16 protein-coding genes are annotated in these 12,454 nt (G+C 47.4%); 4 read left to right on the forward strand and 12 right to left on the reverse strand.

Features of this window, described 5'->3' with window-relative positions:
- Positions 1-208, forward strand: a 208-nt coding sequence (locus VHA_RS19115) for a hypothetical protein (protein ID WP_040528239.1), incomplete at its 5' end; no start/stop codon positions are given.
- Between the two features lie 213 nt (positions 209-421).
- On the opposite strand, the gene VHA_RS04735 is transcribed toward VHA_RS19115, so the two are convergent.
- The gene (locus tag VHA_RS04735) at positions 422-1,465 is read right to left on the reverse strand and encodes an IS110 family RNA-guided transposase (RefSeq protein WP_005502324.1); all 1,044 of its coding nucleotides are present in this window, start codon (positions 1,463-1,465) and stop codon (positions 422-424) included.
- Positions 1,466-1,697: 232 nt separating this feature from the next.
- Between VHA_RS04735 and VHA_RS04740 the strand changes: the two genes are divergently transcribed.
- Complete coding sequence (locus VHA_RS04740; protein ID WP_040528242.1) at positions 1,698-2,288, forward strand: GNAT family N-acetyltransferase; 591 nt, start codon at positions 1,698-1,700, stop codon at positions 2,286-2,288.
- Positions 2,289-2,539: 251 nt separating this feature from the next.
- On the opposite strand, the gene VHA_RS04745 is transcribed toward VHA_RS04740, so the two are convergent.
- Positions 2,540-2,815, reverse strand: a complete 276-nt coding sequence (locus VHA_RS04745) for a hypothetical protein (RefSeq protein WP_005502326.1) — start codon at positions 2,813-2,815, stop codon at positions 2,540-2,542.
- Positions 2,816-2,941: 126 nt separating this feature from the next.
- On the reverse strand, positions 2,942-3,385 hold the full coding sequence (gene msrB / locus VHA_RS04750; RefSeq protein WP_040528243.1) for a peptide-methionine (R)-S-oxide reductase MsrB: 444 nt from the start codon (positions 3,383-3,385) through the stop codon (positions 2,942-2,944).
- Positions 3,386-3,528: 143 nt separating this feature from the next.
- On the opposite strand from msrB, the gene VHA_RS04755 reads away from it, so the two are divergent.
- The gene (locus tag VHA_RS04755; RefSeq protein ID WP_104439892.1) at positions 3,529-4,173 is read left to right on the forward strand and encodes a hypothetical protein; all 645 of its coding nucleotides are present in this window, start codon (positions 3,529-3,531) and stop codon (positions 4,171-4,173) included.
- A gap of 12 nt (positions 4,174-4,185) precedes the next feature.
- Here VHA_RS04755 and VHA_RS04760 read toward each other — a convergent pair whose 3' ends face one another.
- The 5 genes from VHA_RS04760 to VHA_RS04780 all read right to left on the reverse strand — a co-directional run bounded on the left by VHA_RS04760 (position 4,186) and on the right by VHA_RS04780 (position 8,584).
- Positions 4,186-5,250, reverse strand: coding sequence for a succinylglutamate desuccinylase/aspartoacylase family protein (locus VHA_RS04760; RefSeq protein ID WP_005502333.1), 1,065 nt, complete (start codon positions 5,248-5,250; stop codon positions 4,186-4,188).
- Positions 5,234-6,142, reverse strand: a complete 909-nt coding sequence (rimK, locus tag VHA_RS04765) for a 30S ribosomal protein S6--L-glutamate ligase (RefSeq protein WP_005502335.1) — start codon at positions 6,140-6,142, stop codon at positions 5,234-5,236. Before rimK ends, VHA_RS04760 begins: the two co-directional genes overlap by 17 nt.
- A gap of 4 nt (positions 6,143-6,146) precedes the next feature.
- Positions 6,147-6,638, reverse strand: coding sequence for an ATP-dependent zinc protease family protein (locus tag VHA_RS04770; protein WP_040528244.1), 492 nt, complete (start codon positions 6,636-6,638; stop codon positions 6,147-6,149).
- 363 nt (positions 6,639-7,001) lie between these two features.
- Positions 7,002-7,622, reverse strand: coding sequence for a GNAT family N-acetyltransferase (locus VHA_RS04775; RefSeq protein ID WP_226926490.1), 621 nt, complete (start codon positions 7,620-7,622; stop codon positions 7,002-7,004).
- 44 nt (positions 7,623-7,666) lie between these two features.
- Positions 7,667-8,584 carry a DMT family transporter gene (locus VHA_RS04780; protein WP_081455992.1) on the reverse strand — a complete coding sequence of 306 codons (918 nt, stop codon included), beginning with the start codon at positions 8,582-8,584 and terminating at the stop codon, positions 7,667-7,669.
- Positions 8,585-8,703: 119 nt separating this feature from the next.
- On the opposite strand from VHA_RS04780, the gene VHA_RS04785 reads away from it, so the two are divergent.
- Positions 8,704-9,186 (forward strand): MarR family winged helix-turn-helix transcriptional regulator, encoded by a 483-nt coding sequence (locus tag VHA_RS04785; RefSeq protein WP_005502345.1) that lies wholly within the window; start codon positions 8,704-8,706, stop codon positions 9,184-9,186.
- Between the two features lie 49 nt (positions 9,187-9,235).
- On the opposite strand, the gene VHA_RS04790 is transcribed toward VHA_RS04785, so the two are convergent.
- The 4 genes from VHA_RS04790 to VHA_RS04805 form a co-directional block, all read right to left on the reverse strand.
- Positions 9,236-9,700 (reverse strand): helix-turn-helix domain-containing protein, encoded by a 465-nt coding sequence (locus VHA_RS04790; protein WP_005502347.1) that lies wholly within the window; start codon positions 9,698-9,700, stop codon positions 9,236-9,238.
- 230 nt (positions 9,701-9,930) lie between these two features.
- Positions 9,931-10,830, reverse strand: a complete 900-nt coding sequence (locus VHA_RS04795) for a mechanosensitive ion channel family protein (protein WP_005502348.1) — start codon at positions 10,828-10,830, stop codon at positions 9,931-9,933.
- A gap of 257 nt (positions 10,831-11,087) precedes the next feature.
- Positions 11,088-11,618: a DUF4136 domain-containing protein gene (locus tag VHA_RS04800; protein ID WP_005502350.1), complete on the reverse strand. Its 531-nt coding sequence runs from the start codon at positions 11,616-11,618 to the stop codon at positions 11,088-11,090.
- A 138-nt stretch (positions 11,619-11,756) separates the two neighbouring features.
- The gene (locus tag VHA_RS04805; RefSeq protein WP_005502351.1) at positions 11,757-12,425 is read right to left on the reverse strand and encodes a hypothetical protein; all 669 of its coding nucleotides are present in this window, start codon (positions 12,423-12,425) and stop codon (positions 11,757-11,759) included.
- Positions 12,426-12,454 lie beyond the last annotated feature (29 nt).

The following is a 12,454-nucleotide window of genomic DNA, read 5'->3' on the forward strand; positions in this document are numbered from 1 at the left end:
CATTCTTTTGGCTGCGCCAGCAGCCAATACTCTCGAACAACAAATCTGTCTACTTCGTTCTGTCGCTTTCGCCGTTAAGTCGTCGCTTACGGCAAACACATATAGAAGGTCTCTTACTGCGGTCTCAGCGCTGCCTGCCAGTCGTGTGACAGGGCCATTAGACATTATTCGGTTAACCCAAGCTGGCACTATTCAAAAAGAAGGCTAAACAATGGTTTTCCAGTTATCTTCAGGCTCAGGTTGGGTGTAAGCAACTTTGTTGTTCGTTTGGGGGCGCAACAATGGGGCGGCTAATCAAAGCAAAGGGGCTTGGACAACCGTTGGCACAGCAGGCCATGAGGGCTTAATGCCCAGTGAACTCAGTCAGCAACGTGCTCCTTCTCAGCACCAGTTAGACGTTCAGCTCACCCCATTGTGCGACTTATTCAGGTAAGAACTTCTGTTCATCAAACACGGTTTTATTCCTCAACATAAAGTAAACACAGCGCCCCAGCTTGTGGGCGAGTGCAGACAAGGCTTTGGCTTTGCTCATGCGTTTTTGTAAACGTGTGAGGTATTTCTTCGCTTTTTCATTGCCACGAAGGTAAAGGACAGCAGCTTCGGAGAAGGCCCATTTAAGGTGTGCGTTGCCGATCTTATTGCCGCAGGTTCCATATTGCTTTCCCGCGGATTCAGCTTTGCATTTAATTAAACGGGAATAAGACGCGAACTGCTGAACGGTCGGAAAGCGTTGGATATTGCCGATTTCGTAAAGAATGGTCAGCGCCAGAATACGGCCAATGCCAGGGACGGTTTGCAGCAGTTGGTAATCCTGCGGGTTATGTTGTTTGGCGTTCTGTTCGATGAAGTGTTCAACGCTCGCAAGTTCTTTGGTGTAAAAGGCAATCACGTTCAAATCGAGATCAATGTTGCGGTTAATGGCAGGTTTATCGAATCGGTTGCGGACTTCCTCTCGGGCATACGGATAGCGCAGCTGAAGGTTAGGCGATGGATGATTGTATTGACTGAAAGTGTTAGAAACATGCGCTTTTAAGTCTGCGCCGTGACGCATGATCTTGGTTCGACGGCGAAGTAAGTCACGGGTGGCACGCATGGCTTTGGGGTAGACGTAAGCAAGTGGGAAGTTACCGCCCCTGAGAAGAGAAGCAATCTTATAGGAATCAATGCGGTCGTTTTTAGTTTTCCCGCCGTGAATCGCCTTCATGTAAAGCGCGTGACCAAGTACAAAATCAAAGGCGTAGTCGAGGCATAGGTCACTGACCCAATACCAGCAATGCATGCACTCGACGCCGACAACAATCTGGTCTTGGTAAGGCGCGATAACATCTAAAAGCGCGTCAGGATTGGCATCGATTTTCTTGTGAAGCAGCTTGTTGCCCGCAGAATCGAGGATGCAGACATAAAGAATGCGCGCATGCAGATCGATGCCGCAGTAATAATCATGCTGTTGGTTATAGAATCTCATTGAGTCTTCTCCGTTTGGTTTCGTCGCCTTCCAGCTTAGCCGGACGGTTAAGTTGGAGGAGAAGGCTCAATGAGTATCAAACGCTTTAAGACGGATTCGCAACGCGTGGCATTTTTACCATGCGTTGATTTTAGTGATTAAGGTGGTATGTGGTAGCATCGGTATTGCGTTGCTCACCACTTAAGCGGGCGTTAGCTGTATTCATTAAAGGCAGGCATACATGGAGAGTAAAATGTGGTTTAAAGACGTGGAGTTAGAAGCTGAAAATGTAAAACTTGTGCCCTTAACTATGGAGCATAAAGATGCATTAGTGGAAGCGGCAAGTGATGGTGAACTTTGGAAATTATGGTTCACATCTGTGCCAAGTGCAGAAAGTGTTGCTGATTATATTTCCACGGCGCTAAACCATAAAGCCAAAGGGTTATCTTTACCTTTTGTGGTTATCTCTAAATCAAGCGGTAAGGTTATCGGCTCAACTCGTTTTTGTAATGCAGACTCAATAAATCAGAGGGTAGAAATCGGTTACACTTGGTATAGCAAAAGCTATCAAAAAACATCATGTAACACAGAGTGTAAGTTACTTCTTCTAACTCACGCTTTTGAAAGTCTCGATGCCATTGCAGTTGAACTAAGAACAAGTTGGCATAATCAAGCTTCAAGAGCAGCTATTGCCCGTTTGGGAGCGAAGCAAGACGGAATACTTAGAAATCATCAGAAAATGCTAAATGGTGGTTATCGAGATACTGTTGTGTTCTCAATCATCAATACTGAATGGCTCTCAGTCAAAGCGGGTTTAGAGTTTAAGCTGTCAGCACACAGCTAACACATATGAGCCCTTTTCCGGTCAATAGGCAATAGCATTCTTTTGGCTGCATTCGCAGTCAATGCTTTCGAACAACAAAGTCGTCTACTTCGTTTTCCCCAATCTAAAGTTATCCGAAGTGGACGCTTTAGAGCATAAGGTCTAACTGGCTTCTGTCCCGAATCGACGTAATAGTGTTGAGGTACTGTTTTTAAGATTAGGTTAAGCAACACCAACGTACTGTCAGTTTGTGGATGAATCAGTGCAATTGATTACTGCTCTTCCAGATCGTCCTGCCACGGCATTTCCGGTAGCATGTCCAGGTGCTCTTCATAGCGCTTGAGGTTAAACTCCCCGCCACCTTTCGCCACATCATAGATTTCAACCATCAGGGCGCAGGCGATATATTCCATGGCTTCTTCCTGGGTTGAGCCTGTCATGCGAAGGCGCATCAGTGTTTCTTTCACTTTCTTCGGGTTGTTGTCTGCCAACTGGTTTTCAACGATCTCAATCAGGTTTTCACTGGTCAGGATGTCGTCATCATTCATTACGTTACGCCTTGCATTGGAATCGGTATCAAGGCGTATGGTAAGCGATATCAGTCTGCTTTCACAGGGCTTTTCGGTGTCGGTATCCGCTGTACTTAGTACGCTCAACTTAATGCAAGGTGCAGATTATTTTTCTTTTTCCAACGCGATAGCATTGATGCAGTAACGCAGACGTGTAGGTGGGGGCCCATCGGGAAAGACGTGCCCAAGGTGTGCATCACAGACATTGCAGGTGACTTCTATACGTGTCATCCCATGGGAAATGTCCATGTTGTATGCCACCACATTTTCTTCCAAAGGCGCGGTAAACGAAGGCCAGCCAGTGCCGGAATCAAATTTTTCGTTGGCATTAAACAACCGCTCACCGCAGCAGACACAGGTGTAAATGCCGGGTTCAAACAACCCGCACATTTCAGAACTGAATGGACGTTCTGTTCCGTGTTTCCGTGTTACGTAAAACTGCTCCGGGCTTAATTTTGCCTGCCAATCGACATCTGATTTTTCCACCCGTCGCGGTGGGGCAGGATTGCTTTTTTTAGCAGTGGTTATGACAACATCCCAGTTAAGCATACTTTTCATCTTCGACCTGTTAAAAGGAAACGTAAACGGCGCAACAGCCGCCAGTCAGTAAACTAATTGACCGCAGCACCCAGCGACGCATTTCATCTCACATCCAGAGCAGCAAATTGCCCAGCCTATACTAGAGTTGGATTATGACGTTCTTACCCTGTTTTTATCACCAATCCTGCCATCCTCCAGTTCTTGCTCTGGCTATTTACCGTGCGCTACTGCTGGCCGTTGGCCTTATTGTCTTTTCTGGGTGTGCATCGGACAACACCCGATCGGTTACGTTAAGTGATTTATCTCAGATCAAAGATGGTGAAGTGATGGTGGTCGGTAAGATGTCCAAACTACCGGCTGTTGTTGCGGCGGATTTAAAGCAGGAAACGGATATGTTTACACCGTTCAGCGGCGAACGGATCCTTCTCTGGCTTTCCGGAAGTGCGAAGAGTGATGGTGAACCCATCGGTTTGTTGGCTAAGTGGGGAGAGACCTTTTATTTTGCAGTCCCCAGAAAAACGATGCGATTAACCACACTGAAACGGCGCTCAGATGAAGGTGACACATTCACTTACCTTTCCATGCCACTTCCTGAACCCTTGATATTTCTGGTACGTGCGGACGACAGGGCAGTCTATATCGGCAACATCCGGCTTTACGTTGATGAGTTTGACCAGATAGTTGCGCTGGAAGTTGTGGATGAAACCAGCGAGATGAAGACGGCATTCCGACAGCGCTTTGGCGCCTCACTCCTCCCGCGGGTTTCATTGATTGCTCCAGAATACCACTTCCGTTGATACCATAGCGGTTTACGCTACGCCGATGCCCCATTTGATTTCGTTGTTGGCATCGTCAACAACTTCATCAAGATAGGTTTCAACCTGCTGCTCGACCAGTTTGTCTGGCTCTTCGAAGAATGCGATATGGTAGATAGCATCGCCCTCGTTCACCAGCGGCAGGGTTTGTTGACCAATGATGATCCCGCCTTGCGGTGCATAAATCTGGATCTCTTCGCTGCCGACTGGGCTGCTGATTGATGCCAGGGATTGCCCTTTACTGACCCGTTGGCCCAGCGAAACGTGTGAACGCAAAATACCATCCGCTTCTGCACGCACCCAGCGGGTTGCACGGGCGATAACAGGCTCAACGTTAGTTTTCTTGCTGGTTTTGCGGATCATGCCAAGGTACTGCATGACGCGTTTCACGCCTTTAACACCGGCAGTGATGGCATACGGTTCGAAGCGCAGTGCTTCCCCAGCTTCATACGTTAGCACCGGAATGCCAATTTTCTCTGCTTCAGAACGTAAAGAGCCTTCACGCAACGCAGCATCAATAACCACTGGCGTACCGAATGCCAATGCCATGTTGCAGGTTTGCTCGTTTGACAGGTTTGCACGGATCTGTGGCAAATTAGTGCGATAGATGGCAGCCGTGTGCAAGTCAATGATATGAGTACAACGACGAACAATTTGCTCGAAGATTTGAAACGCCATACGGCCAGCAATAGAGCCGCGCTCAGAACCCGGGAAGCAACGGTTCAGATCACGACGGTCTGGGAGGTAGCGGGATTTATGGATAAATCCGAATACGTTAACCACGGGGATTGCAATCACAGTGCCTTTCAACGTGGCAGGATTTAGACGTTCTAGGGTTTGACGAACCACTTCAACGCCGTTTAGCTCATCACCATGAATGGCGGCGTTTATCATCAATACGGGACCGGGTTTCTTTCCATGAACCACCTCTGCTGTCACAGACAGCGGAGAGTGTGTGTAAAGTTTAGCAACTTCAAATTCAACGCTTGCACGCTGACCTGGCGGGATGGTTACCCCGCCAATTTCGAAGGCACTGTTTTTATTATTGGCTTTTGACACGTGTCCTTGTCCTCGGAGAAGAGACTATTTTCTCTATATGATCAATGATCAGGCCTGCTACGTCTTTACCGGTAGCAGTCTCGATCCCTTCAAGACCCGGTGAAGAATTCACTTCCATTACCAGTGGTCCACGCTCGGAACGCAGCAAATCAACACCGGCCACATGAAGACCCATCGCCTTTGCTGCTGCAACCGCTGTTTTGCGTTCCTCTGGCGTAATACGTACCAGTGATGCACTACCGCCACGGTGCAGGTTTGACCGAAATTCACCCGGTAGCGCCTGGCGTTTCATCGCCGCTATCACTTTATCGCCGATAACGAAACAACGAATGTCTGCGCCCCCGGCTTCTTTGATGTATTCCTGAACCATGATGTTGGCTTTCAGGCCCATAAAGGCTTCAATAACACTCTCTGCTGCTTTACGGGTTTCGGCCAGTACGACGCCGATCCCTTGGGTACCTTCCAGCAATTTAATCACGACCGGTGTGCCCCCAACCATGTTCAGAAGGTCTTTAATATCGCCCGGTTTGCTCGCAAATCCTGTGATTGGCATACCAATATTCTTACGAGATAACAGTTGGAGGGAGCGTAACTTGTCACGTGAGCGTGAAATGGCCACAGAATCGTTCAGGGTGTAGACGCCCATCATTTCAAATTGGCGCAAAACGGCAGTGCCATAGAAAGTGACTGACGCGCCGATACGAGGAATGATGGCGTCGAAACCTACCAGATCTTCACCCATCAGGTGGATAGATGGCTGGGTAGAGTTGATGTTCATGTAGCAGCGCAGGGCATCGATAATTTTGTACTCATGGCCGCGTGCCTCACATGCCTCGATCAGGCGACGAGTGGAATAGAGATTTTCGTTTCGGGATAAAATGCCAATTTTCATACTATTAACCTTGTGGCGCCTGAACGAGGAAGGATTTCACGGGATCAACCACCAGTCTATTTTCCATTGCAGTGCGACCCAGCAACATTCTAAATACCATGGTGTCGCGCTTAGTCAGTGTCATCTCAATCGGGTATGACAAATCACCAATCACCAATGTTGTTTCAATGACATACCGTAAAGTCTCATGGCCACCAGAGTCCCTTACCTTACGCATGTCTTTGACTTTTGCGTGACATTCTTTTTGGGTCACGTTGTCGTCTTGAATAGGGTGAATCATAAATTTCACCCATTTCTCGTTATCTTTTTCATACTCTTTGATGCCAAAGGTATGCAGGCATGAGGTTCGAGCACCAGTGTCTACCTTTGCCTTAATCGCCGAGATACCAATATCTGGTAAGGCAACCCATTCACGCCAGCCCACAAGCAGTTTATCGTTAAAATTCGCTTGGTTCGTGTCCTCGACTGCTGGTCGAGCTGTGTTTTTGTCAGTCATCGCTGTCAATGCCCCAGGTAGTGAATTTCGTACGGATGGAGTGAGTGCATGCATCAATCGTTAACGTTAACCCAAATAAACGATAGTTGCTCAGTGGGATCGTGCCGCTCACATTTATAAGAACCGATTGAATAATCAAGACTATCGTTTATACCCAAACGACCTGATATTACAGGTGGTTTGGGTGAACTCCGACGGTGCGCAATATCAGCAACTTTCTCAGCACCGCTCCAAAAGAGCGCGCAAGTTACAGCTTTGCGAAGTCAGCGACAAGTCAAATTATTGCTTGTAACCATTAAGTTATTCGATTGGCGTTGACGGTGGAATAGACGAAATATCATGTGATTGATGTTAGTGAGAGAGTCAGCTGGCGGCATAGAGCAACATGTTGCGTTGCCATTCGTACAGAATATCCAGCAGCCCCTCTTCGTGGCAGTGTTGTCTCGCTTCTTTTTCTATAAACCCGTGTTTTTGCCAGAATGTGCGCGCTGTTTGGTTTATCTCGGACGTGTAAACGTGTAAATCCTGACGGGTCGTTTCTTTAGCAAGATCAACCAGTGCACTGCCGATCCCCTGGTGTTGGTAGTTTGGGTCGACATAAAGCTGGCTAATGAAGCGATCATCAAATGCAATCATTGCTAACACGCGTTCTGTGCGTTTTTCGATGGCCAGGTAAATATGATTGGTTGCTGCCAGTATGCGATTCAGATAATAACGGTGTTGGTCAAAATCATGGGACTCGGGTATCCCCAAGGCACTTTCTTTACTGGTGCGCCACATGGAAACTGTCTGGTCTGTGTAGCGCGGGTGGTAATCAATAATGTCAATTTTTGTATTCATAATCTTTGAGCGACGTTGTCCATAACGTTGTGTATTACCCGGAGGGAGACGGGGGTAAGGTTGGACTGAACCGATGTAGTCCCCCAGGATAGAAAACACTGTAGGGATCATCAGTGTCGTTACCGAAGAGGACGCGTGTTTCAAAGCCAAACCGCTCATACAAACGTCGGGCAGAGGGAATATTCGGTTCAGTACCTGTCTCTAAACTTAGACGTGCGTACGGATTTCTGAATGGCTTTTGGAGAATATGTGCGAGCAGGTTCGCAGGGTTTTTGCGTCTTTTGCTTGCTGTGCACCATCAGTAATAGGCTGGTTACCACCAGTGCGATACCCATCCACTGGAGCGGCCCCAGAATTTCTCCGACCAGAAATATCCCAAGGGCCACAGCGGCTAAGGGATTGAGCATGCTGATCATTGCCATGCTGTCGGCACCGATTTTCTTAATGGAACGGGAAAATGCCCAGTAGGCAAACGAGCTGTTCAACAGGGATATCCAGATAAGACCAGGCAGCTCGGCTATTGTGATGGCTTTTGGGGCTCCTTCTACCAGCAAAGCAAGCGGTACCAACAGCAGCCCCCCCAGCGTCAGTTGCCAGGCAGTAAGACGAAAAATATCAGTCACCGGCCAGTCTTTCAGCCATAGCGAAGAGCGTGCAACCAGTGCCGTTGCTGTTAGTGCAGCCCCCGCACCGATAGGGTCAATATCTGCGCTTGGATTCAGGATCAGAACAATGCCGGAGAAGCCGACGATAGCCAGCAGCAACATTTTCCACTCAGGCTTTTTGCCTTCAATCAACCACTGTATGAACATCAGCATCAGAGGAAGTGTTGCGCCTAGAGTGCCTGCCACTGAACCGGGTAAGCGATAGGCAGCGATAAACAGCAACGGAAAAAAAGCCCCAATATTAAAGACGCTCAGCAGTGACATTCTGAACCAAGGTAGGGGCGGTTTTCCTGGTTTTAATAGCAAAAGCAGCAAGCCAGCGGGCAGCGCGCGCCAGACAGCGACCCAAAATGGGGACATGTCGTGGAGGAACAGGCTGACGGCTGCGTAAGTGCTCCCCCATAAAAGTGGAACAAGGGCTGCTAACAGGTAATTTGCCACGCATGTCTCCAGTTGTTTTTGTGAAAAGTATCTTTTACAAAAGATAAACTATTCGCTTTGACCCATCAGATCAAGTATCTTTTACAAAAGATAAATACAATGATGAGCAAAAAGACAGGATGAAAACTGATCATGTTGACGCAATTCTTGCGCAGTGGGCAGAACAACGGCCGGATTTAGACTGCTCGCCGATGGGGGTGATTGGCCGTCTTAGTCGAATGAAGCAGTTGATGACACCAAAGCTTGATGACGTGTTTAAACAACACGGCCTCAGTAGCATTGAATTCGATATTCTTGCATCGCTGCGCCGGGCGGGAGGGCCTGTTACTCCAACGGAGCTTTATCAAACACTGATGCTTTCATCCGGCGCAATGAGTACGCGCGTGGATGGATTGGTCAAGCGTGGCCTGGTCGTCAGGCAAGCCAGTGAGACAGACAGAAGAAGTTGTTTGGTCTCGCTGACGGATGAAGGTAATGCGTTGATTAACCGAGCAGTAGAGCAACATTTTGAAAACGAACGACAGATCCTGTTTCCCTTTACGCAGGAGGAACAGATGCAACTCGCCAACCTGCTGAGAAAGTGGCTGATCGCCAATGAATAAGTATTTGCTGTTAAATGAATCATGTCAGGTGTAAACAACCCTGTTTCACTTAATTTATTCCTATTTGGGGTGCGTGTTTTTTGCGGTAAGCAAGTGGACTTAACCCTTTAATACGGCGGAATTGGCGTGAGAAGTTGGCAAGGTTGTGAAAGCCAACGGTTTGGCTAATCCCTGCGACGGCATCATAGGCTGCGTCAGTTTGGATTTCTTTCAGCCAGCCTTTCTCGCCCCAGATAGGGGTTTCGTACATGCCGATGGCCATCACATCGAACTGACCGCCTTTGGTTGCAATGTCGGTCGTGACACGTTGGCGAAGAACACCTTCTTCCAGTGTGACCCAGTTGAGTTTGATATCAGGATTTTGTTTTTCGAACGCTTTACTCAGTTTCTGCATTTCAATCATGTGGCCATTATTCACCGTTGCAATGGTGAGCTCCGTGGCGGCGTAAGCGGATGCAGAAAGTGCCGCAAAGGCAGCGGCAAAAATCGTTAGCGTTTTCCTTTTTGATAGCATTATTTCGTCCTCTTATTGAAAAGATGTACGCCGAATGTTTGGTAACATCTGCTTAACAATAAAAGATCAAAAAAAGGTAAGAGGGAATGAATGTGGTGCGTAAAAGTACTTTTATGCTGGGGAATGATGATTTTTTTACCTGATAGATTTAACAAAGTTAGAATATTGGACGGGAGATATAAGAGCCTGTCTTCAAAAACAGACAGGCTGAGGGGAAAGAATAAACAGGTTCAGCAATGCAGGGCGCTTGAGTCGGGATCTGTGAGCAGGTCTTCAACAAAATTGACCGGAGGCTGTTTCAGGACGCGCTCACAATACATGGTCATAAAGTCCTCACGGATAAGTTGCTCCAGTTCGGTTGCGCGCTCGGTCGGGCAGAAAATGCGGATATTCACCTGTGGATCGCCAAGGTCGCTTGACGTGACATGGATATGTGGGTCTGCACCAGGGAGATCGACACCGGCATGACGTTCGATGACATGGTTATACCGGGTTGCCACTTCATAGAAGTCTTCGCAATGGTCATCAATTCTTGCCAGGAGACTGGGTACCAAGGGGTAAAGATTAGCCGTCTCTTTTACGGTGATTGTAAATTCATGATAAACATAGCGTTTCATAAAGTTCAGGTTCTTCACTGGTGTGGTGAAAAACAAGCTGTTGGGGAAGGTGACGGTTTTTCCTGTGTAGTTGTAGGTACCGTGGTGTAAGTCAATTTCCTGGATTTTAGTCGCCATCAGGTTGTGTTCAATCACTTCACCGCACAGCGTGCCGACTTCAATCCATTCACCAATCTGGAAAGAGCGGGAACTGGCGCGCTGGATAGAACCGGTAAAGCAGAGAATGATTTCTTTTGACGCAACTACCACCGCGACCGCTATTGCTGTCAGTGACAGGGCAAATTCGTTGATCTCTGAACGCCATATCATGAACATGATCAACAAAAGCAAAGTAAAAGAGCCATTTTTGGTGCGGGAAATCCATTTTCGTTGGTCTTCGCTAAGAAAATTGGTGTCTCCCCAAATAAAGTTGATCAGCAATCTTCGAATCAGCACGAAAATGACAATCACCACCAGGGTGAGGAGAAATTTATTTTCCGTAAAGAAGGAGATAAGAAACTCTAGTTGTTGCACAACGATATCCTGATTGTTTTTTGATACCTTCCATCAGCAGTATGGTCCATGGGATCCCTATGTATCCAGTCATCTGAAACCCAGCACCCTGAGGTAGTTTTGATAAAGGTCTAAACAACCTGACATTCAGAACATTCAGGTTGTTTGGGTATACCACACTAAACACTATATCTGACTGGTGCAATAGTGAAACTCACCTAATTCTTTGCGAATTTCTGGTGGTTATGACGAGGTTGCTTGGGTATATAACGCTGTGGTTATTCAGGCACACTGCTTGGCGGAAAATGTTCAAACATCGCGTGAACCTGTTGATTAATGAATGCGTTTTTGCTTGCTGGGGTCATGCTGTCTGTTAATTTGCGGTTGGAGACTGCGCGCCAAACAACGTGATTGGATATCATATCCACCATTTCTACTACCAATTGTCCATAATCGCGTTGATCTATCCTGATGGGAGTATTGTAGAGGGTGCCAAATCGTCGTGAGCCATACCCAATGCTGAAAGTAGGACCATAGGCGATGCTTTCTGTTTTTGGTTCAATAAAATAACGCAGGGAGACATCGGGTGACTCCTCTGTTTCTGATAACCCTTTGGCACGCATTTCATTTTGCAGTGCGCGTTCAATGCGACTGCCGTCGAGCGAAATCGGAGACGTATTAACATTGGCTGCAATGTTATACGTCTCAATGTCCTGATAAGGGAACTGTTGATCAAAATCGGTATACACACTTTGGGCACATCCAGAGAGAATGGCAACAAAGAGCAGGGAGAGAAAGCGAGCGGACATCGTTAATGCCTCAAGTTTGGGGATACTGATGTTATAGACCCACGCTATCAGCAAAAAGTTGCTTTATTGGTTGCTATTGGCAGTAAATTGAAGAGTGTGAGTGACAGCATATTCTCCGTATTTTCAGGCAATAAGATCTTAGGAGAGGTCATGGCCAAGTAGCGCATGTGCCTCATAAGTATAGGGATGTGTCGGAGCCAATTTACGCATTTCGTCAGCCCATTTTTGAGCCATATCCTGATTGTTCATATTAATGGCCGCCTTCACGGCACCGATATGAATCCAAGCGCGGGGACCGAAGGGGTAATACCCCAGCTCATTCGATGTCATCATGCTTTTCAACATGTTAAATCCCCGCTCTTGCTGTTCAAGTGAATCGGGCATATTAGTGAAGGAAATGGCAGCAAGAGACTGTACATAGAGTCCTTCATTGAGCCCATAATAGGGTTTGTTAAACGACTCGTCTGAGAGTTGACTGAGTGATGTATTTAGCGAGTTGATGCCCATCCTGGAGAACTTTTCTTGATTCCAGGGTAGCCAGGCATCTCTTGCTTTTATCGACATACAACTGCCGTAATAGGCCGTGAGCAGAGGGTCTCCGGGATATTGAATAAGCAGGCTTTCGACAGCATCAAGCACATGATCGTTGGCATCGTTATCACCGGCGGTTGCATCCAGAAAGGTATCCTGTAGCGTCCGAGCCATTGTGGTTGCGTTGACCTTTGCCAACCAGGTTGGTGTGTCTATTGCAAAAGCGACTAGCCCACACAGTAAAATGCGGTACAACCATTTGTCCTTGAGTGGCATTGCATCTCCAGCATTTTTTATCCTTGAAG

Source organism: Grimontia hollisae CIP 101886, assembly GCF_000176515.1.
Classification (GTDB): domain Bacteria; phylum Pseudomonadota; class Gammaproteobacteria; order Enterobacterales; family Vibrionaceae; genus Enterovibrio; species Enterovibrio hollisae.

Bases quoted from the DNA above. Each gene is read 5' to 3' on its own strand.
- VHA_RS04735 (WP_005502324.1), bottom strand. From the start codon at position 1,465: ATGAGATTCTATAACCAACAGCATGATTATTACTGCGGCATCGATCTG.
- VHA_RS04755 (WP_104439892.1), top strand. From the start codon at position 3,529: ATGACGTTCTTACCCTGTTTTTATCACCAATCCTGCCATCCTCCAGTT.
- msrB (WP_040528243.1), bottom strand. From the start codon at position 3,385: ATGCTTAACTGGGATGTTGTCATAACCACTGCTAAAAAAAGCAATCCT.
- VHA_RS04805 (WP_005502351.1), bottom strand. From the start codon at position 12,425: ATGCCACTCAAGGACAAATGGTTGTACCGCATTTTACTGTGTGGGCTA.
- VHA_RS04800 (WP_005502350.1), bottom strand. From the start codon at position 11,618: ATGTCCGCTCGCTTTCTCTCCCTGCTCTTTGTTGCCATTCTCTCTGGA.
- VHA_RS04770 (WP_040528244.1), bottom strand. From the start codon at position 6,638: ATGACTGACAAAAACACAGCTCGACCAGCAGTCGAGGACACGAACCAA.
- VHA_RS04785 (WP_005502345.1), top strand. From the start codon at position 8,704: ATGAAAACTGATCATGTTGACGCAATTCTTGCGCAGTGGGCAGAACAA.
- VHA_RS04790 (WP_005502347.1), bottom strand. From the start codon at position 9,700: ATGCTATCAAAAAGGAAAACGCTAACGATTTTTGCCGCTGCCTTTGCG.
- VHA_RS04745 (WP_005502326.1), bottom strand. From the start codon at position 2,815: ATGAATGATGACGACATCCTGACCAGTGAAAACCTGATTGAGATCGTT.
- rimK (WP_005502335.1), bottom strand. From the start codon at position 6,142: ATGAAAATTGGCATTTTATCCCGAAACGAAAATCTCTATTCCACTCGT.
- VHA_RS04740 (WP_040528242.1), top strand. From the start codon at position 1,698: ATGTGGTTTAAAGACGTGGAGTTAGAAGCTGAAAATGTAAAACTTGTG.